This is a genomic window from Streptomyces monticola, assembly GCF_042665355.1.
GTDB classification, from domain to species: Bacteria; Actinomycetota; Actinomycetes; order Streptomycetales; family Streptomycetaceae; genus Streptomyces; species Streptomyces monticola.
In genome coordinates this window covers 35,118-55,083 of sequence record NZ_JBHTCF010000013.1, presented here as the reverse complement: position 1 = coordinate 55,083, position 19,966 = coordinate 35,118, and the positions used below count along the sequence as shown (strand labels likewise).

17 protein-coding genes are annotated in these 19,966 nt (G+C 71.6%); 7 read left to right on the top strand and 10 right to left on the bottom strand.

Annotated elements, in window-relative coordinates; genetic code table 11:
* Positions 1-19: 19 nt before the first annotated feature.
* The gene (locus ACFQVC_RS26950) at positions 20-580 is read right to left on the bottom strand and encodes an ATP-binding protein (protein ID WP_381835295.1); all 561 of its coding nucleotides are present in this window, start codon (positions 578-580) and stop codon (positions 20-22) included.
* A 273-nt stretch (positions 581-853) separates the two neighbouring features.
* Positions 854-1,189 carry a hypothetical protein gene (locus ACFQVC_RS26945; protein WP_381835293.1) on the bottom strand — a complete coding sequence of 112 codons (336 nt, stop codon included), beginning with the start codon at positions 1,187-1,189 and terminating at the stop codon, positions 854-856.
* 311 nt (positions 1,190-1,500) lie between these two features.
* On the opposite strand from ACFQVC_RS26945, the gene ACFQVC_RS26940 reads away from it, so the two are divergent.
* On the top strand, positions 1,501-2,634 hold the full coding sequence (locus tag ACFQVC_RS26940; protein WP_381835291.1) for a PLP-dependent cysteine synthase family protein: 1,134 nt from the start codon (positions 1,501-1,503) through the stop codon (positions 2,632-2,634).
* 164 nt (positions 2,635-2,798) lie between these two features.
* Here ACFQVC_RS26940 and ACFQVC_RS26935 read toward each other — a convergent pair whose 3' ends face one another.
* Both ACFQVC_RS26935 and ACFQVC_RS26930 read right to left on the bottom strand, forming a co-directional pair.
* A complete protein-coding gene (locus tag ACFQVC_RS26935) occupies positions 2,799-3,284 on the bottom strand; it encodes an SRPBCC family protein (protein ID WP_381835289.1) in 486 nt (161 codons plus the stop codon).
* A gap of 63 nt (positions 3,285-3,347) precedes the next feature.
* Positions 3,348-4,208 carry a DeoR/GlpR family DNA-binding transcription regulator gene (locus ACFQVC_RS26930; protein ID WP_381835287.1) on the bottom strand — a complete coding sequence of 287 codons (861 nt, stop codon included), beginning with the start codon at positions 4,206-4,208 and terminating at the stop codon, positions 3,348-3,350.
* A 355-nt stretch (positions 4,209-4,563) separates the two neighbouring features.
* On the opposite strand from ACFQVC_RS26930, the gene ACFQVC_RS26925 reads away from it, so the two are divergent.
* Entirely contained in the window at positions 4,564-6,834 is a 2,271-nt protein-coding gene (locus ACFQVC_RS26925; protein ID WP_381835668.1) for a hypothetical protein, read from the top strand.
* 53 nt (positions 6,835-6,887) lie between these two features.
* On the opposite strand, the gene ACFQVC_RS26920 is transcribed toward ACFQVC_RS26925, so the two are convergent.
* The 4 genes from ACFQVC_RS26920 to ACFQVC_RS26905 all read right to left on the bottom strand — a co-directional run bounded on the left by ACFQVC_RS26920 (position 6,888) and on the right by ACFQVC_RS26905 (position 11,754).
* Positions 6,888-9,278 carry a right-handed parallel beta-helix repeat-containing protein gene (locus tag ACFQVC_RS26920; protein ID WP_381835285.1) on the bottom strand — a complete coding sequence of 797 codons (2,391 nt, stop codon included), beginning with the start codon at positions 9,276-9,278 and terminating at the stop codon, positions 6,888-6,890.
* Positions 9,279-9,444: 166 nt separating this feature from the next.
* Positions 9,445-10,050, bottom strand: a complete 606-nt coding sequence (locus ACFQVC_RS26915; protein ID WP_381835284.1) for an Rv1733c family protein — start codon at positions 10,048-10,050, stop codon at positions 9,445-9,447.
* Positions 10,051-10,443: 393 nt separating this feature from the next.
* Positions 10,444-11,268: an MOSC domain-containing protein gene (locus ACFQVC_RS26910; RefSeq protein ID WP_381835282.1), complete on the bottom strand. Its 825-nt coding sequence runs from the start codon at positions 11,266-11,268 to the stop codon at positions 10,444-10,446.
* A 48-nt stretch (positions 11,269-11,316) separates the two neighbouring features.
* A complete protein-coding gene (locus ACFQVC_RS26905; RefSeq protein ID WP_381835280.1) occupies positions 11,317-11,754 on the bottom strand; it encodes a DUF6643 family protein in 438 nt (145 codons plus the stop codon).
* A gap of 298 nt (positions 11,755-12,052) precedes the next feature.
* Between ACFQVC_RS26905 and ACFQVC_RS26900 the strand changes: the two genes are divergently transcribed.
* Entirely contained in the window at positions 12,053-13,315 is a 1,263-nt protein-coding gene (locus tag ACFQVC_RS26900; RefSeq protein WP_381835666.1) for a TerD family protein, read from the top strand.
* 19 nt (positions 13,316-13,334) lie between these two features.
* Here the strand turns inward: ACFQVC_RS26900 and ACFQVC_RS26895 are convergent, their stop codons facing one another.
* Positions 13,335-14,651, bottom strand: a complete 1,317-nt coding sequence (locus tag ACFQVC_RS26895) for a glycosyltransferase (RefSeq protein ID WP_381835278.1) — start codon at positions 14,649-14,651, stop codon at positions 13,335-13,337.
* A 58-nt stretch (positions 14,652-14,709) separates the two neighbouring features.
* Between ACFQVC_RS26895 and ACFQVC_RS26890 the strand changes: the two genes are divergently transcribed.
* Entirely contained in the window at positions 14,710-15,495 is a 786-nt protein-coding gene (locus ACFQVC_RS26890; RefSeq protein WP_381835276.1) for a glutamate racemase, read from the top strand.
* Between the two features lie 106 nt (positions 15,496-15,601).
* The gene (locus ACFQVC_RS26885; RefSeq protein ID WP_381835274.1) at positions 15,602-16,162 is read left to right on the top strand and encodes a hypothetical protein; all 561 of its coding nucleotides are present in this window, start codon (positions 15,602-15,604) and stop codon (positions 16,160-16,162) included.
* A 64-nt stretch (positions 16,163-16,226) separates the two neighbouring features.
* Here the strand turns inward: ACFQVC_RS26885 and ACFQVC_RS26880 are convergent, their stop codons facing one another.
* Positions 16,227-17,297 (bottom strand): O-antigen ligase family protein, encoded by a 1,071-nt coding sequence (locus tag ACFQVC_RS26880; RefSeq protein ID WP_381835272.1) that lies wholly within the window; start codon positions 17,295-17,297, stop codon positions 16,227-16,229.
* 399 nt (positions 17,298-17,696) lie between these two features.
* Between ACFQVC_RS26880 and lnt the strand changes: the two genes are divergently transcribed.
* Together lnt and ACFQVC_RS26870 are read left to right on the top strand one after the other, a co-directional pair.
* Positions 17,697-19,325, top strand: coding sequence for an apolipoprotein N-acyltransferase (lnt, locus tag ACFQVC_RS26875; protein ID WP_381835271.1), 1,629 nt, complete (start codon positions 17,697-17,699; stop codon positions 19,323-19,325).
* Between the two features lie 156 nt (positions 19,326-19,481).
* Entirely contained in the window at positions 19,482-19,961 is a 480-nt protein-coding gene (locus ACFQVC_RS26870) for an NUDIX hydrolase (RefSeq protein ID WP_381835269.1), read from the top strand.
* Positions 19,962-19,966: the final 5 nt, after the last annotated feature.

Genomic DNA, 19,966 nt, shown 5'->3' with positions numbered 1-19,966 from the left:
AGGTGGCCTCACCGCCCGGTCAGCCGAGAACGGCCGGCCGGGCGGGAGCCTGTGCGTCGTAGGGGGTACGGGGAGTCCGGGTGTCGTGCAGGGGAGGCGTCGGCGTTCCGTACGCGGACGGGGCCTTCGTGTCGTACACGGGAGGCGTGCCGTATGCGGGACAGGCGGGCAGCGCGACCGTGGGGGAGACCGCGGGCAGCGTGAACCAGACGACCTTTCCCGAGGCGCCGTCGGGGCGCACCCCCCAGCTCTCGCTGACCGCCTCGACCATGGCGAGCCCGCGCCCGCCGGTGTCGAAGGGGTCCGCCGCGCGTACCTTCGGCAGCTGCGGATCGTGGTCGTGCACGGAGACGGTGAGCCGGTCGAGGAGCAGCTCGATCTCCACGGTGCACATCTTGTCCGGCCCGGCATGCCGGTGGACGTTGGTGAGCAGCTCGGTGACTCCGAGCGCGGCACGGTCGATCAACGGATCGAGGTGCCAGTAACGCAGTTGGGCAGAGACGATTCTGCGGACTTGTCCGATGCGCGACGGCAGGGCCTGGAGCTCCACCGTGCAGTGCCTGCTTGGCTGGCTGATCACGGTTGCGACTCCCCGAATATTGAGGTCCGGAAGAGGACGGCAAACGGATCCCGGGAGTGCGCCGGTCCGCCGGAAAGCGCCCGGCAAGGAGGGCGAAGACCCTGGGATCCCGCAGTGGCTGCCTGCTGCTGAGGCGGTAAAGCTGGGTCACAGCGTGACCGCCGGTAAACCCTGAGTGATGTGAGACCAGGGTGACTCAGGGGGTACGGGTGTGCAACTCGACGCCCGCCCGCTCCTCTTAGGCCCCGCACCCGCGGTGCTTCGGCTCGCGCGTCATGCGCGCGAGAGCCGCCCGCCGCCGCCCGCCTTGCGTACCGCGTCGATGAACCGGCGCGCCGCCGGTGGCCCCGCCTCCCCGGGGGCGGGGTCGTCCCCGCGCAGCGTCAGGGAGTAGCGCGTGCCGTTGACGATGGCCTCGGCCTTGTCGTCGTGCGAGAACCAGGGCCGCCCGGCCGACACCGCGGCCAGCGGCGCGCTGTCGATCTCGCTGCCGTAACTGGTGAGCAACTCCAGGCGCCCCTCGCTGATGCGCACTTGCCCGGCCCGGGTGAGCGAGCGCAGCCGCCGCCCGATCCGCACGCCCGTGGCCGTGAACTCCGGCTCCGTCATGCCGCTCGCCCCCTCGTGCTGTCGTGGTCCGTCGACCTGTGATCCGTTGACCTGTGGTGCAGTCTGCCCGCAAGGCGGCTCGAGCACCAGTGCCCATGGGGGCGTTAAGGCCGCAAACGTGCGTTCTTGCGCGGCTCTGCGCCCCTCTCGCGCCGGTGGTGCTCCGGCCCTGCAGCGACTGCTGTGACAGCTCTGCCTTTGAGGCTCTCAAAGAGGTGTTTATGCAGGTGAGAAGCGTGCGCAGGGTGTCTATCATCGAGCTGTCCGGCCGGTTTCGCGAGGCGTCGGGCACGACGTGAAGGAGCGGCGCGGTGAGCATCACACAGCAGTCCGGCGCGGGAGCGGCGACGAGCACGCTCGACGTGGACCGCAGCGACAAGCACTACCGGGACTGGCTGAAAGAGGCCGTCCGCAAGGTCCAGGCGGACGCCAACCGCTCGGCCGACACCCATCTCCTGTTCTTCCCGCTGCCCGAGCACTGGGGCATCGACCTGTACCTGAAGGACGAGTCGACCCACCCCACCGGCAGCCTCAAGCACCGCCTGGCCCGTTCGCTGTTCCTCTACGGCCTGTGCAACGGTTGGATCAGGCCCGGCCGGCCGGTGATCGAGGCCTCCAGCGGCTCAACCGCCGTCTCGGAGGCGTATTTCGCGAAGCTGATCGGTGTGCCGTTCATCGCGGTGATGCCGCGCACGACGAGCGCCGAGAAGTGCCGGCTGATCGAATTCCACGGCGGCCAGTGCCACTTCGTGGACGACTCGCGCCTGATGTACGAAGAGGCAGCCGACCTCGCCGTCCGTACCGGCGGCCATTACATGGACCAGTTCACCTACGCGGAGCGGGCCACGGACTGGCGCGGCAACAACAACATCGCCGAATCGATCTACCAGCAGCTGCGGTTGGAGCGCTATCCGGAGCCGGCCTGGATCGTCGCCACGGCGGGCACCGGCGGCACCTCGGCGACCATCGCCCGCTACGTGCACTACATGCAGCACGACACCCGCATCTGTGTGCCCGACCCCGAGAACTCCTGTTTCTTCGACGGCTGGGTGGACAACGACCCGGGGGCCACGAGCGACTCCAGCTCCCGTATCGAGGGCATCGGCCGCCCGCGGATGGAACCCAGCTTCGTGCCCGGCGCCATCGACCGGATGATGAAGGTGCCGGACGCGGCGAGCGTCGCGGCCGTCCGCGCCCTGGAGCAGGCCATCGGCCGCAGGGCCGGCGGCTCGACGGGCACCGGCCTGTGGAGCGCCCTGAAGATCGTTTCGGAGATGGTGGCCGAGGGCCGCACCGGCAGCGTCGTCACCCTGCTCTGCGACCCGGGCGACCGCTACCTCGACAAGTACTACTCGGACGCATGGCTGGCCGAGCAGGGCCTGGACATAGCGCCTTACACAGCCACGATCGAGACGCTGCTCGCGACGGGGGTGTGGCCGGAGTGACCGGGGCGCGGCCGGACTGGGCGGGGGAGCGCGGCCGGAGCGAGGGGTGTCCCCAGGTTTGAGGGCACCCCTCGTGTCCCCAGGTCTGTGGGCACCCCTCGTGTCCCCAGGTCTGTGGGCACCCCTCGGTGCAGTGCCGGGCCCTCACCGTCCCAGGGCGTGGCTCAGTGCTCGGTGCGGCTGGCCGCGAGGCGCTTGTCGAGGGTCTTCACCGCGTCGCGGAAGGCCTGGCCCATGCCGGGGCGCGCGGCCTTCAGAACGAGACGGATAGGTGCCGAGCCGTCCGCGGCGAAGGTCCACTGCACCCGCGTCCCGGAGCCGGAGGCCGTGAGCCGCCACTCCTCGACCAGGGCGCGCAGGCCGGGTGCGTTGGTCTCGTCCACGCGGTACGCGTACCGCTCGTCCGGCTCGGCGGCCACTATGGTCTCCGCGAAGCGCGTACCGCCGATGAGCTTGACCTCACGGCCCGTGCCGCCGCCGGTGGGGCGGCAGAGTGTGACCGCCCTGAACCAGGAGGGCCAGCCCTCGACGTCCTCGGCCAGGGCGCGGTAGACGGCCGCGGGCGGCGCGGACACTTCCCGGGCGAAGACCAGGCGCACCGGCGCCGATGTCACGAACTCGGGCCCCATGGGGCTCAGTCGGCGGGCCATGGGCTCTCTACCCCCAGTGAGAACGGCGGTTGACCGGGCCCCGTCACCATAGCTGAGGGCGTGTCAGATGTCTGCAGGGGCCCCGGAGTCGGGCCCCGCCCCGGGCTCCACAGTCGTGTCACCGGTCACCACCAGGCGGTTCACCCGCTCGGAGATCTCCGCGCGCACCTCCGCCGGAAGCCCCGCGTCCGTCACCCAGGTGTCCACCTGCTCAAGCGCGGCGAACGAACTCAGGCCCACCGTGCCCCACTTGGTGTGGTCCGCCACCACCACGACACGGCGCGCGGACTGCACAAGCCGCCGGTTGGTCTCCGCCTCGGCGAGGTTCGGCGTGGACAGACCCGCCTCCAGCGATATGCCGTGCACACCGAGGAACAGCACATCGAAGTGGAGCGAGCCGATGGCCTGGTCCGCGACCGGGCCCACCAGTGAGTCCGAGGGGGTGCGCACCCCGCCGGTGAGCACCACGGTCGCCGCGCCCTGGGCCTTGCCGCCGCCGCGCTGAGCGGAGTGGAACACATCGGCGACCCGCACCGAGTTGGTCACGACGGTCAGATCCGGAACGTCCAGGAGATGCTGGGCAAGCGCATACGTCGTCGTCCCGCCGGACAGGGCGATCGCGCTGCCGGGCGCCACGAGACCGGCCGCCTCACGCGCGATGTCCTCCTTGGCGCTCAGCTCCAGGCCCGACTTGGCCTCGAAGCCCGGCTCGTGCGTGCTCGCCTCCATCACCGGGACCGCGCCGCCGTGCACCTTCTCGAGAACACCCTGCCGCGCCAGCGCGTCCAGATCGCGCCGGACCGTCATGTCCGAGACGCCGAGCTTCCGGGTGAGTTCATTGACGCGGACCCCGCCGCGCCGCCGGACCTCGTCGACGATCATGGCGCGGCGCTGCTCCGCGAGGAGGTTCTGATTCTCGCTCACGCCCGATCCCCGGTCCTTCCGTCAACTGCCTCGACGCCGTCTGCCTCTCCGCCCCGGTGTCCGCTCGCGAACACTCTGACGTGAGGGTTTCTCATCCTCGCACGCGCCACCGACAGCCGTGGCATCGCCTGTGCGTGCGGCGGGACCGTACACCTCGGGGAGATTCCGTGACGAGGGGTGCCCATCGGGCCCACGACCGGGGATCCTTGTGTCCGCACCATCAGAGGGGGACTCACGGGGGAGCCGCACGACAGTGCAGAGCACACAGGCGGAAGAGACCACTCCACAGCCTCCGGCGGACGAGACCGCCCTGGAGCTGCTGGTCCACGGCGTCGGCGGCACCACGCCGCAGGAGATGCTCAACGACCCGAGCACCGTCCGTATCACCGGCGACACCACGGCCGCCGTCTACCGGCGCATGGACGACGTCGACGCGGAGACCAGGCCCGAGGACTACCGGGACACACCGGTCGCGGAGGCGTACGTCTGGTCCAACTTGACCTCGGGCAACGGCGCCCGCGCCCTGTGGCTGTTGCTGCTGCCGTTCATGGTGGTCAACCTCGCGCACTGGATGCGGCCCACGGCACGCGGGTTGAGGAAGACGGTACGCACCTATGAGGTGCTGGTACGCCTGATAGCGCTGACCCTGACCGTGCTGCTCGTGGCGGCGGCCTGCGAGGTCGCACTCGACCTGACGGCCTGGCAGTGCGCCGGCACGCGCGCGTGCGCCGAGGACCGTGCCTGGCTCGGGTTCCTCGCACCGGCCGAGACGGGAGCCGGCGGCTGGTGGACCCAGCCGGGCCGGCGCCTCGCGCTCGCCGCACTCGTGCCCGCCGCCCTCACCGGGCTGCTCTGGTACCTGGCGCAGCGAACCTGGAGCGCGTACGAGTCCCAGCAGCCCTGGCCGGGCCAGAGCGAGCCGGAGGAGGACGGCCCGCGCAGCGCCCTGGGACAGCCCGGCTTCTGGTACGGGCGGCGCCTGGTGGCCCGGCTGCGCGCCGCGCACACCGCGGCAGGCCTGCTCACCGTGGCCGCCGCCGTGGGCACCTCCGCCGTGCGTCACGACCGCCGCGAGGGCGGCGCCGTCATGGAAGTGCTCGGCACCGCCCTGGAGACGGTTCTCGTCCTCGGCGCGGCGATCGTGGTGTGGGTGGTGTGCCGCCGCGGCCGCAGCGAGAGCAAGCTGGACGAACACCTCGACAAACTCGTCAAGGTCCTGCCCGTCGCCGCCCTCGGCGTCCTGCTGCTCGCCCTCGTCTACGCCGCCTGGGACCGGCCCGCCTGGCGCTCGACCGGACGCCTCCCCGGCCATGAGACCTTCGGCGCCATCGCCCTGGTCCAGGGTCTCCTGGTGCTCGGCCTCGCAGTCCTCGCCTGGACTCTGTACCGCCGAACTCCCGTGCACGGCACGGTACTCGGCGGCCTGGGCGGCCCCGCGGTCGCGATGCTGGCCTGCGCCCTGGGCGGCGTGATGTCCGGCGGGATCGCGCAGCGCGTCGGCGACTGGCTGGACGGCGGCGCCACCCCCGGCGAGGACGGCGCCGGCTTCTTCGGCCCGCCCGTGTTCCTGACCTGGCAGGCCGCCGTGATACCCGTCCTGCTCGTCGTCGTGCTCCTGCTCGCCGCGCTCCTCGGCCTGCGCACCTGGCAGCGCCGCCTCCTGGAGATCAACCAGGTGCTCGTCGACTACAAGGTCAAACAGCCCGACAGGGAACGCACCCGGCGTATCGCGGGCACCCGCGCCCGCGCCGCGCTCACCGACCACGCGCCCGTCATCGCGGGCATCGTCGCCGCCGTGACCCTGCTGCTCGGCGCCACCGCCCTGGTCGGCGCCTGGGGCACCGGTGAAGTCCCCGGCGAAGCAGCCGACGGCGCACCGGTCTTCATCGAGGGCGTCGCCCACACCACCCAGGCCCTTGGCTCCTGGCTGATCGGCTTCGGCTTCATACTCTTCGTCACCTGGGGCCGCCGTGCCTACCGCGATCCCTCCGCGCGGCGCACGATCGGCATCCTGTGGGACGTCGGCACGTTCTGGCCGCGCGCCGCCCACCCCTTCGCGCCGCCCTGCTACGCCGAGCGCGCCGTACCCGACCTGACCTGGCGCATGGCCACCTGGACCCGGCAGACCCGCGGCCGCCTCGTCATCTCCGGGCACTCCCAGGGCAGCGTGCTCGCCGCCGCCGCGGTCTGGCAGCTGCGCCCTTCCGTACGCCGCCGCGTCGCCCTGCTCACCTACGGTTCGCCCTTGCAGCGCCTGTACGGACGCTGGTTCCCCGCGCACTTCGGTCCGCATGCCCTGATGGCGCTGCACCAGGAACTCGACTGCTGGCGCAACCTGCACCGGCCCACCGACCCGATCGGCGGCCCCATCGGCCTGCCCGGCGCCTGCGGCCCCGACGTCGACCAGCCGGCCCTCGCCGACCCGCTCGCCTACGGCCGCACAGAGGCGCAGCCCCTGCCCGCCCCCGTCCTCGGCCACGGCGACTACCAGGCCGACCCCACCTTCGCCGAGGAGCGCGGCAAGCTCCTCGCCCGCCTTCGCCCCGGCGCCGTACCCAAGCAGCGCCATGCCGACTGCGGTCAGCCGGAGGGCAGTTCGAGCACGTTGATCGGGCCCTTCGGCTGAGACCGAGGCGGGACTTGAGAGTGGGTGCGAGGTGGTGGATCAAGCCCGCGTGGTCAGGGAAGCTCGGGCAGATCTTCCGGGTAGAGCAGCGTCAGATCGTCCGTGCTCACGTCGGCGATCTGGGCGACCCGGCCCGCGTGGCGTTCCACCATCGCCTCGAACGTCTGGCGCGCGGTACGGCCGTTGCCGAAAGCGGGGCCCTTGGGCAGCGCCGTGAAGTACTTCAAGAGCGCCTCGGAGGAGCTGCCGCCGAGTTTGTACTCGTGCTCGAGGGCCTGCTGCTCCACGATCCGCAGCAGCTCCTCGGGGGCGTAGTCACCGAAGGTGATGGTCCGTGAGAACCGTGACGCCACCCCGGGGTTGACGGAAAGGAAACGCTTCATCTCCGCCGTGTAGCCCGCGACGATCACCACCACCGCCTCCCGGTGGTCCTCCATCAGCTTCACCAGCGTGTCGATGGCCTCCCGGCCGAAGTCGCGCCCGGAGTCCTCGGGCGACAGCGCGTACGCCTCGTCGATGAACAGCACACCGCCACGCGCGCGTTCAAAGGCTTCCTGGGTGCGGATCGCGGTCGACCCGATGTGCTCGCCGACCAGGTCGACCCGCGACACCTCGACCAGATGCCCCTTGTCGAGCACACCGAGCGAGGCCAGGATCTCGCCATAGAGCCGCGCCACCGTCGTCTTACCGGTGCCGGGGGAGCCGGTGAAGACCAGATGGCGGCGGACCGACGCCGCCTTGAGACCGGCCAGTTGACGCTTGCGGCCGACCTCGATCATGTCGGTGAGGGCCCGCACCTCGCGCTTGACGCTCTCCAGGCCCACCAGGGTGTCGAGTTCACCGAGCACGTCCTGCGAGCTGCGGACGGGCTCCTCAGGGGCCTCGGTGGGCCGCTGCTCGGGCACGGCGCCGAGCAGGCCCGTCGTCTGCGTCGCGGTCTGCACGGCCGGCTCCTGCGCCGTGGCGGGCCGTACACCGGCGCTCTCGTCGCTGGTGCACTCCTCGACCAGCGGCCCGTCCTCCGCGAACTCGTAGCCACCGCGCGCGCACCGCTCCGTACGGCACCGCTTGAGCGACGTACGGCAGCCGTCGAGCACGTGGAAGCCGTAGCCGCCGCTGCCGGTCACCCGGCAGTTCACAAAGCTGCCCCGGCCCTCCGCCGACACATAGAAACCCGCCTCTGAAGGAGAAGTGACGGCACAGCGCTCGACCGTGGGATCCGCGCCTTTGGTGACGATGACGCCGGTCTGCGCGGCGTCGATCGTGCACCCGGAGAGCGTGCCGCCGCTGCCGTGGTCGCGGAACCAGGCACCCGTGGCGACCTCGCGGATCCGGCAGTCGTCCAGCTGCGCCGTGGCGCCGTCGCTCACCGACACCGCCGTATTGCGCACCTGGGACAGATCGCTGTCCACGACGTCGGCGCGCGAGCCCCGGTCGAGCACGAACAGCGCGTCGGGCACGTCACGCACCCGGCAGGCGTCGAGCACGGCCGTCGCACCGTCACTCACCCATACCGCCGGATAGTCACCCGTGCTGTCATGGATCTCGCACTGGTTGGCGTCCACGCGCGTGCCCGGGTCCCACACGGAAAGGCCGTTGCGACCGAAGCGGCTCACTGTGGAGCGGGTCAGCGTGAGGACCGACCGGGAGCGCAGATCCACCGCGTTCTCCGGGATGTCGTGCAGTCGGCAGTCCGCGAGGGTGAGCACCGCGTCCGTGTCGAGGGTGATGCCGTCCGCGGTCGTACGGTGCACATCGCAGTCCGTGAAATGCGCGACGGCCCGCCCTGTGACCTGCACACCCGTGCCCTTGATCTCGTAGACCTCACAACCGAGCGCCTCCAGGCCGGAGTTCTCACCGGTCACCGAGATGCCCGTGCCCGAGGCGTGATGCACCCGGCAGCGCTCAAGGCGCGGGTGGGCGCCGCCGCGCACCGCCACGCCGTTCTGCCCGGCGGCGACGACCTCGCACTCCTCGTAGACCCCGCCGGCCCCGTCGAGTACGGCGATACCGACCCCGGCCGGGTTGTCGACGGTGCAGCGGCGCACCGTCGGCCGCGCGCCGGAGCGCACTTCGAGCCCGGCGGCAGAGCGCGTGACCACTCGGAGATCGCTCAACTCGGGCGCCCCGTCCTCCACAAGGACCGCGGGCGCGGCCGCGTCCTGCCCTTCCACTTGGAGGTCCTGAAGGACGGCGGAGGCACGCACGGTCAGCGGCACACCGTCGGCCGGCGCGAGGCGCACGGAACCGGGGGAGCCCTCGGGGCCGCGCAGCGTCACCGCGCGCTGCACCACGAGGTTCTCGCGGTACGTTCCCGGCGCGACGGTCAGCACATCGCCGTCTCCGGCCGCTTCGAGGGCCGCGGCGAGCGAGCCGTACTCGCCCGTGCGGCGCCGCCACCGCGAAGTGCCGGTGTGCGTCACCTGGACCGTGCCCTGTGCCATGGCGCTGCTGTGCCCCCACCTCGTGCGTTCGCGACGGATCTGCGGTCCACCGTAGCGTGCGCGGGGAGCGGGAGTTCACCGCTCTCGGGCAGTGACGTGTGCGGTTGTTGTGTGGCCCGCGGGCCGACGGGGGCGGGCGCGGGGGTCGTGGCGGGGTGCTGCTCCGTCAGCTGCCGGTTCCGGTACGGCCCCAGTCGGGCCCCGCTTGCGCCCACTCGCTGTCCCAGCCCGCGTACCGCTTGCGCACGAGGCGCCATACGACGAGGCGCCGCGCGCCCTCCACGGCCGCGCCGACGGCGGCCGCGACTCCCAGGCCCGCCAGAACGGCGTGTGTCGTCGCGGTGCTGGTGTCCATGGGGCGCGCGACGATCCTGCCGACGGCGTCCGTCCAGAGCGTGAAGCGGTCGCCCGGCTCGGCGGCGTCAAGAGTGGCCATGACCGTGCCCGTGTGCCGGCTGCCGTCCGGAGCCGTCCAGTTGGCGATGACCCTGCGGTGTCCGTCCCGGTCGGATGACGTCTCGGGGTCGGGGTCCATCGGCGGCTGGGTCACGCTCCGCTCCACCGTCGCCCGCACCTGGTGGCGGTTTTCGTGCTGTGCCTGCACCGACCGGTGCATGGCGTCCTGGGCGAGTGCACCGGCCACGCTGCCCGCGAGGGGCGCGGCGACAGCGATGAGCGCCGCGGCCACGAGCGCCACCCAGGCCTCGGTGAGATCGGTTGTCCGGCGCAGCGGATTGTGCCGCCAGCGCCACAGCCCGACGATTGCCCGCACGATCCTGCACCCCCCTTCCGCGTCCGTCATAACCTGCAACGGCACGGTCCAAGCGTGGTCGGTCCCAAGAGAGAGCGAAATCACCCTTCTCGGCGGTCCGCCGACGGCAAACCCGGCCACGGGGACCAGTCGCCGCGCACACCGTGACCACCGCCGCGAAGACCGTGGCCGGTACGGCTCAGTGGCCGCTTCCGCTCAGTGACCGGTAAAGCTCATGGGCGTCGTGCCCGTCCGGCCCACTGATGCGACCGGCCCCTTTCGACGGGACACCCGGCGGCTCGAATCCCGGTGTCGCGGTCCTCGACCCGACGGCCATGCCTGGGCCGGCGCCTGTGTGGCGTCCGTCCAGCTCAACGACCGTGCACCGCAGCCGGGTTCCCCGGGCCGCCGAGGCTATTCGAGGATCTCCACCGGATCGCCCACGCGCAGTGTGCCGGTGGTCTCCGGCACCAGGTTCTGGCCGAACACCAGCTGATCGCCGAAACGGCGGTGCCGCGCGAGCGTGCGCAGCGGCTCCTTGCCGCGCTCGGCGCTGCTCTGGTCGGTCGTGGTGACCACACAGCGGCCGCAGGGCTTGGTCACCCGGAAGGTGATCTCGCCGATGGCTATCCGCGACCAGTCGTCCTCGGCCCAGGGGGCGGTGCCGTCCACGACCACATTGGGCCGGAAACGGTTCATGGGCAGCGGGCCCTCGTCCGCGTGGTCACCCTGTGCGATCAGGGAGTTGAGGGCGTCGAGCGAGGACAGCGCGGTCAGCAGCAGCGGAAAGCCGTCCGCGAAGCTCACGGTCTCGCCGGGGCGCCCGAATTCCGAGGTGATCGGGCGGCGGACCGCCGGGTCGTCCAGATGCACCAGACGCAGCTCGGTGCCGAGCCAGTCGCCGATCCAGGCGCTCGCGGCGTCGCTCGCCGGGACGGCCTCCACCTTGTCCTTCCAGACCTCCACCGGCACCGTGTCCCGGTCCTGCGGCACCTCCACCGTCAGCGGCTCACGACCGGGCGCGGACAGCCTGATCGCGCCGCCGGGCAGCGACTCGGCGGCTATCAGCGCGAGACGTGGCTGCTGGCGCTGCGTGACGTAACGGCCTTCGGGCTCCACGACCATCCACCGCCGGTCACCGGCAAGCCCCCAGGGCTCGACGACCGCCTCGGCCGGGGCGTACCCGCGCACCGACTTCAGGGGGTGGACATGGAGCGAATGGAGGGCTGGTTTCGGCATGGGGCCATCCTGCCAGCAGGCACCGACAGCCCCGTCGTCGGCCGGTCGTCAGTACCCGCGGCCGCCCGGCTGCTGGCGGTAGTACGGGTCGTCGTACGGAGTCGGGGCCGGCCGCGGAGCCGCAGGGCGCATCGCCTCGTAACCCGTCCCGCCGAGCGGCCGCTGCTGCGACTGCGCACCCGGATAGCCACGCGGCCCGCCGGACTGCTGCGGGATGTACGGGGCGGGGGCCTGCTGCAGCGGCGCGGGCTGCGGGACGGCTCCATGGCCGTACGAAGAGGTGTGTGGTGAAGGCGCAGCCGGCAGGGCGGGCAGGGCCGCCGGGAGCGCGGGCAGACTGCTGCCCGTGTCGTACGCGGAGGGAACCCGGATCGGAGCGATCTGCGGGGTGCCCCGCTCGGCGACGAGTGAGTCGTAGATCGGGGTGTCCGGGAAGGACGGCGCGGAGTAGTAACCGCCGCCATAGGTGGAGCGGGGGGAGGTCATGGCACATAAGTTAAGCCCACGATGTGCTGGTTGGGGAGACCGATAAGAGGGTTGTTTTCCGTGTCGGCAGTGGTCGCGCGTCCTCAATCCGAACGAACTCGGCTAAAAACGGTCGCCGTTTGGCTTGTTGATCGTGTAAAGGACCCGTTACCAGGGGTTGACCAGTGATCTTGTCGCCCTGAGTTGGGCCGCTACGCGCCCCGGGGAATAGGTTGGCCGGGGAACGAAACAGCTCCCCTTACGGTGGGCGTTCACCGACTCTTCGACTCGACGACGCGCAATGGGGGCGGACATGTCAATGCCCAAAGGATCGAATGCTCCGGTGCCCGCCGAGGCCGTCCGGATCGAAATCGGATGGCAGTCGGGCCCGGGAGTGCCGGACGCCGACGCGTCGGCGCTGCTTCTGGCCGCGGGCAAGGTGCGTTCGGACGGTGACTTCGTCTTCTACAACCAGCCCGCGCACAGCTCGGGCGCGGTGCGCCACGAGGGCAAACAGCCCTCGGGCGGGCAGGTGACCGACACGCTCTTCGTGGACCTCGCGCGCGTGGAGCCCGATATCGAGACCGTCGTGCTGGCCGCGTCCGCCGACAGCGGCGCTTTCGGACAGATTCCGGGACTGCACATCCGGCTGCTCGACGCCGCGAACGGCAGCGAACTCGCCCGCTACGACAGCGGGGACGCCACGGTGGAGACCGCCTTCGTGCTCGGCGAGCTCTACCGGCGCCAGGGCGCCTGGAAGTTCCGTGCCGTCGGCCAGGGCTACGGCAGCGGGCTCGCCGGCCTGGCCACCGACTTCGGGATCAGCGTCGACGAGCCGCAGGAGCCCGCCGCGCCCCCGCTCACCCCGGCGCCGGCCGCCGCCGCCCCGCAGCAGCCACCGTCGGCACCGCCGCAGCCCGCGACGCCGCCGGCCGCCGCACCCATCAGCCTCAGCAAGGTGACGCTCACCAAGGAGGCGCCCGCCGTCTCCCTCACCAAGCAGGGCGGCACATCGGGGGCGATGCGGGTCCACCTCAACTGGCAGGTGCGCAAGCAGTTCAAGGGCTGGGGCGCCAAACTCGGCCGGGCCATGGCCATGCACGCCGACCTCGACCTGGATCTGGGCGCCCTCTTCGAACTCACCGACGGCCGCAAGGGAGTCGTCCAGGCGCTCGGCAACACCTTCGGGGCGCTGCACCAGGCGCCGTACATCCACCTCGACGGCGACGACCGCACGGGAGCCCGGGCGAGCGGCGAGAACCTCACCATCAACCTCGACCACGCGCGCGACTTCAAGCGCGTTCTCATCTTCGTCACCATTTACGAGGGGGCGCGCAGCTTCGCCGACCTTGACGCCACCGTCACCCTCACGCCCCAGAACGGCGCCCCCATCGATTTTCACCTGGACGAGTGCACGGTGCCCTCGACCGTGTGCGCCCTGGCCCTGCTCACCAACGAAGGCGGCGACTTGGTCGTGCGGCGCGAGGCCCGCTATCTGGTCCCCGAACGCGGCGTGAGCATGCAGCGCACCCTCGACTACGCGTACGGCTGGGGCATGGACTGGACACCCGGGCGCAAATGAGGGCGCCCGGCAGCGTCCCTCACCGGTCGGGCGCGGCCTCGGTGCGTTCGGTTCCTCTGCCGCCCCCGGGACGCCGGGCCCGCTGCGGGCGTGAGTACGTACGCCCCTTCCAGGCGGCGCCTCTGCCCCGGTAGTGCTGCACTGCGGAGTCGACCGTCATCAACAGGTAGAGCAGCGCTGTCGCGGGCAGCAGCGGGGCCAGCCACAGCGTCTGCCGGTAGTAGCGCAGCATCGGCATGTAGGTCGCCGTCATCAGCAGCCACGCGGCGCCGCCGGCGACAGCCGCGACCGGTGCTCCGGCGAACAGTCCGGCCAACAGGACCACCGGCGGCGCGAGATACACCAGGGCGAGCCCGGCGACCGTGCCGAGCAGCAGCAGAGGGTTGTGCCGCAGCTGGGCGTAGGCGCTGCGCGAGACCATCCGCCACAGATCCTTCAGCCGCGGATAAGGGCGCACGCTGTCGACCCGTTCGGCGAGGCCGAGCCAGATCCGGCCACCGCTGCGCTTCACCGCGCGGGCGAGCGCCACGTCGTCGATCACGGCATGCCGGATCGCGTCGGGCACCTCGGCCCGCTCCGCGGCATCCGCGCGCAGGAGCACACAGCCCCCTGCGGCGGCCGCCGTGCGCCCCTTTTCCCGGGCCACCCAGCGGAACGGATAGAGCTGCGCGAAGAAATACACAAAGGCGGGCACCACCAGCTGCTCCCACACGCTGGCCACCCGAAGGCGCGCCATCTGGGAGACGAGATCGAACCCGCCCGTGCGGGCCGCGGCCACCAACTCCCGCAGGCTGTCCGGCTCATGGGCGATATCGGCGTCGGTGAGCAGCAGATACTCCGGCGCACCCGTGGCTTGGCGTGCGGCGTCGGGGCCGGCTTCACCACGCGCGCGTGGCGGCGTCCAGGACTCACCTCGCGTGCGTGGCCCGGCTTTTGGGTCGGCTGCGGCACGCGCGTGCGCGATGCCGTGCCGTACCGCCCACAGCTTTCCCGTCCAGCCCGTGGGCGGTTCACCTGGCGAGGTCACCGTCAGGGGCAGCCCCCGGTGCCGGTCGGCGAGGGCGCGCGCCAGCTTTCCCGTGCCGTCCGTGCTGCCGTCGTCGACGAAGACGATCTCGGCGCGGCCCGGATACTCCTGGGCGAGCAGCGACGGCAGACTCCTGCGCAGCACGGCGGCCTCGTCCCTGGCGGGCACCACGATGCACACATAGGGCCAGTCGTCCGGCTCACGGCGCGGCGGCAGGCGCAGGTCCGTACGCCAGAACAGACCCTGGCCGAGCAGCAGCCACAGCCAGGCGGCCAAGGACACGACGGCGATCCACGCAACGGCGCTCATCCCCGGGAGTCTGCCCCACGAGGCAGGGCCCGCATGGCCGATCGACTATGGTGACCGGGTGAAGATCGCGCTCGTGGACTCCGGACTCGGACTGCTCGCAGCCGCCGCTGTGGTACGCCGCCTGCGGCCCGACGCCGACCTCGTCATCTCCTCCGACCCGGACGGCATGCCCTGGGGCCCCCGTACCGGGGAAGACATCGCCCAGCGTGCGCTCGCCGCCGCCGAAGCCGCCGCGGCACACGGTCCCGACGCTCTGATCGTCGCCTGCAACACCGCGTCCGTGCACGGCCTGCCGCTGCTGCGCGCACAGCTTGAACCACAGCTGCCCGTGATCGGCACGGTGCCCGCGATCAAACCGGCCGCGGCGGGCGGCGGGCCCGTGGCGATCTGGGCCACCCCGGCCACGACGGGCAGCCCCTATCAGAGGGGCCTCATCCGGGAGTTCGCGGGCGGCGTCGATGTCGTCGAAGTGCCCTGCCCCGGTCTCGCCGACGCCGTACAGGAAGCGGACGAGGCGGCCATCGACAGTGCCGTGGCCGCCGCTGCCGCGCTCACGCCGTCAGATGTGAGGTCCGTCGTCCTGGGCTGCACCCATTACGAACTGGTGGCGGAGCGTATCCGTACGGCTGTACAGAATCCGGATCTGCCGCCGCTGGTCCTGCACGGCAGCGCGGGTGCCGTGGCCGCGCAGGCACTGCGCCGGATCGGGACGGACGCCAAGGCCGACGCCGAGCCGACCGGGACCCTGACCGTCCTGCTCAGCGGCCGCGAGTCCGCCCTGCCCGAGGCCGCGCTCACCTACGCCGAAGGCCGTCTTCTGGGCGCTGTGCGTACCGCGCACTGAACCGTTGTGATCCCCGTGAGCGCATGAGGAACAAGGGGAGTCACGTGTAGGGGTAACGCTCCGCGATCTGCTGCCTTCGGAGCGGATCGCTAGTAGCCTGCACGACATGAGGGACCACCCCCGCAGCGAGCCGGGCAAGAGCGCCCCCGCACCCGAAGTCTGGACCGGTCGAGCGACCAACCGTATGCAGTGGCTGCTCGCTCTCGCCGGCGCCGCGTGCATGGCGCTCGGCATCGAACTCGCCGTCGACTCCCCGTGGACCTCCGGGCTCGGCCCGCTGGTCATGGCCGTCGTCGGCTGTGTTGCGGCGGGGCTCCTCATGTTGTTCGGGACGCTGGCCTTCGTGCACGTCGCGGTCCGCGTCGACCAGGAGTGCATGGAGGTGCGCTGCGGGCACATGGGTCTGCCGCGCCGCCGGATCCCGCTGACCCATGTGGTCGGAGCCGAAGTGGCTGCCAAGGTGAGTCCTCGGCAGTGGGGCGGCTGGGGGTATCGCTGGCGCCCGGAGAAGGGCACCGCCGTAGTGGTGCGCCACGGCGAAGGCGTGGTGCTCAGCCTCGGTGACGGCCGCAAGTTCACCGTGACCGTCGATGACGCCGAAGAGGCGGTACGCGTCATCCGGGACCGGCTGCGGATGCTGGCCGCGGGCACCACGGCAGGAGCGTGAGCCGTGCGCATCAGGGCAGGAGCCTGAACCGCCGGCACCAGGGCGTTCTGCGTAATCCCGCACTCTAGGGACGCGTTCCTAAGGGCCCGTCGGTGGTGTCGGGCAGCTCGGGACTGAGGTCTTCAGCCCAAGGGTGGGCCGTGGCCAGACCTGCGAGCAGGCCGGTGCCGGCGGTCACCGGCGCGAAGCTGAGCGCATTGCCGACCACCGCCACCGCTGCGAGCGCCGTCAGCGCGGCACCCGCCGTCAGGGCCACCGGCGTGGAGTGCGGCGAGCGCCACAGGGCGTACAGCAGCCAGCAGAACACCGCGCCCAACAGCAGCACACCGAACAGGCCCTGTTCCGCCGCCTGTTGGAGCGGTGCGGAGTGCGGTCTTCCGTCCGGGTGCAGCGCCTGCTGCGCGGTGTTGCTGAACTCCCCGTAGCGGCCGGGCCCCACGCCGAGGACCGGATCGTGCTCGGCCAGCGCGAGCGCGTCCTGCCACAGCACGATCCGGTGGCGGGTGAGCTGGCCCTCCAGGGACACCGCGAGACCCTCGGGCAGCACCTTCTTCGCCACCGCCCACGAGGCGGCCACCACCAGGGCCGCGGTGAGCGCGAGGCCTGCCAGGCCTACGCCGCGACGGCGCATCAAAGCCGCCGCCAGGGAGCACAGGATCACAGCGGTGCACCCGGCAAGGGCGGCCGTCGATCCGAGCACCGCCGCGACCGCGGCGATGCCCACCGCGAGCAGCCGCAGCCCGAGCCGCACGGCCGGGCGCGCACTCGCCCAGGCTCCGCAGCAGGCCGCGCCGGCGGACAGGATGAGCAGGGCGGCCGCGGCGCCGGTGTGGCCGAGCGGCGAGCCGGTGCCGTTGCCGGGCAGGCCACGCTCGCAGGCCGCGACCGCGAGGCCCAGGCCGGCGAGCGCGGCCAGCGCGCACGTGCCGACGGGAAGAACCGCACCGCAGACCCGCCCGCCCGCATAGCCGGCGGCCAGCGCGAGCACGGCGAGCAGCACGCCCTCGGGCCGTCCGCCGCGGGCCGCGGCGGTCAGCAGCGCCCACACGGCACACGCGGTGAGCACCGCGACGCCGGTCATGTCCACCGTGTTGCGGCGTTCCCGGAGCCCGCCCCCCACGGTCGCTGAAGTCATCAATGTCGCCCCCCCCGTCGCCCCCGACCGGACCCTCACCGCCGCCTAAGGCCGGTGCCACAGCGGCCGGGGTGCCAGGGACTGGGCACACCGTAATGGCTCGGGTGTGGATTTGTGCCCGTATTGCGGCGAACTGATACGGCAGGCTCATCCGCCGCGGGAGCACGGCACGCGCGCGTGGCGGCGCTCTTCGGTGTGCCTCTCTGGCTGCCTGTCTGTTCCGTCTGTCTTTCTCCTCTGACTGTCTGTTTCCCTTTCTGCCCGTGGGCCGGGTGCGCGTATGCGCGTATGCGTGGGCTCGCTGCTCCGCTGCTGCGCTGCTCTTGTGCCGGCGTGCCGGGTGGCCTCGCTGTTCCGCTCCGGCCCGGCCCGGGCGGGGGCGTGGACCACCATGTCGGCATGACAGGTCCGCGCCGTAGACTCCGCGAGGTGACAGCCACCACCACGACCTCGACCGACGAGCCGGACCAGCACGCTGCGCAGCCTGCCGCCGGTGCTCGCGGCAAGCAGCTGATGCGCCGGTTCGCTCCGGCCGCTGCCGCGGTGCTCGCCGGAGTACTCCTGTATCTGAGCTTCCCGCCGCGAGAGCTGTGGTGGCTCGCACCACCCGCCCTTGGCCTGTTCGCCCTGGCCGTGCACGGGCGGCGGGCGCGTGCCGGGTTCGGCCTCGGTGTGCTGATGGGCCTCGGCTTCCTGGTGCCGCTGCTGTCCTGGACCGGCGTGGACGTCGGGCCGCTGCCCTGGCTGGCCCTGGCCGTCACCGAAGCGGTGATCCTGGGTGCGGCCGGCGCCGGCATCGCCTATGTGTCGCGGCTTCCGCTGTGGCCGCTGTGGGCCGCCGGCGTGTGGATCCTGGACGAGGCACTGCGCGCCCGGATGCCGTTCGGCGGCTTCCCGTGGGGCAAGATCGCCTTCGGCCAGCCCAGCGGGGTGTTCCTGCCGCTGGCCTCGGTGGGGGGAACGCCGCTGCTCGGCTTCGCGGTCGTGCTGTGCGGATTCGCCCTCGCCGCTCTCGTACGCCGCCTGCTGCAGGTACGTGGCGTACGCGACCGTGGTGTCGTGGCGGCCGCCGCGCTGACGGTGGCGCCGGTGCTCGCCGGCGCCGTCGCGATGCCTCTGGTGTCCAACGACGCCGAGGCCGGGACCGCCCGGGTAGCCCTCATCCAGGGCAACGTGCCGCGCATGGGCCTGGACTTCAACGCACAGCGCCGCGCGGTGCTCGACTACCACGTACGCGAGACGATGAAGCTCGCCGCGAAGGTGCGGGCGGGCGACGTGAAGAAGCCCGAGCTCGTGCTGTGGCCGGAGAACTCCTCCGACATCGACCCCTACGTCAACCCGGACGCGTACGACGAGATCGACAAGGCCGCCAAGGCCGTCGGCGCCCCGATCTCCGTGGGCGCCGTCGTCACCGCCAAGGACGGCAGCACCCGCAACCAGCAGATCCTGTGGGACCCGGAAAAGGGGCCCGGCGTCACCTACGACAAGCGTCAGCTGCAGCCCTTCGGCGAGTACATGCCCTACCGCGGCTTCTTCCGGATCTTCAGCTCGGACGTGGACCGCGCGGGCAGCTTCGTTCCCGGCACCAAGCCGGTGATCTTCGATATGGCCGGTACCGGTATCGGCCCGGTCACCTGCTACGAAGCTGCCTTCGACAGCGTGGTGCGCGACCAGGTCGAGGCAGGCGCCGAGATCCTCTCGGTGCCCAGCAACAACGCCACCTTCGAACGCAGCCAGATGACCTACCAGCAGCTCGCCATGGACCGGGTGCGGGCCGTCGAGCACGGCAGGTCCGTGGTGGTGCCCGTTACCAGCGGGGTCAGCGCCGTGATCCGGCCCGACGGCTCCATCGCCAGGGACACCGGGATGTTCGTGCCCGCCACGATCGTCGCCGACGTGCCCAAGCGCACCTCCCTCACCCTGGCCACCCGTACGGGCGTCTGGCCTGAAGTGCTGCTCGTCGCGATCGGCGTCGGCGGCCTCGGCTGGGCGGCGGCCCGCTCCCGCAAGGAGCGGCGCGGGGCTTGAGCTGGCACGGCCTGAGCTTGAGAGCGCGCGGCCTGAGTGGGTGCGTGGTGTGCACGGCTGCGTGGCTTGGCTTGAGTGGGTGCGTGGCTTGAACAGGCGCATGGTCCGAGCGGGCGTGCGGCGGGTCCGCCCGGCGTCCCGGATAGGGTCCCTGACATGGCGACTCCTGACTTCATCCGTGACATCCGGGCCACCGCGGGCCACCAGCTGCTGCTCCTGCCCGGCATCTCCGCCATCGTCTTCGACGACCAGGACAGAGTGCTCCTCGGGCGACGCTCCGACACCGGCAAGTGGTCGGTGATCGGCGGAATTCCGGAGCCCGGGGAGCAGCCCGCGGAGTGCGCGGTGCGCGAGGTGTACGAGGAGACAGCCGTACGCTGCGTCGTCGAGCGGGTGGTGCTGGTACAGGCCCGCGAGCCCATCCAGTACCCCAACGGCGACAACTGCCAGTTCATGGACATCACGCTGCGCTGCCGGGCCACCGGCGGCGAGGCGCGGGTCAACGACGACGAGTCCCTTGACGTGGGCTGGTTCCCGGTCCATGACCTGCCCGAGCTCGATGAGTTCGGACTGTTCCGGATCAAGCAGGCGATGGCCGACGCACCCACATGGTTCGAACCCAGCACCCAGGACTGAAGTAT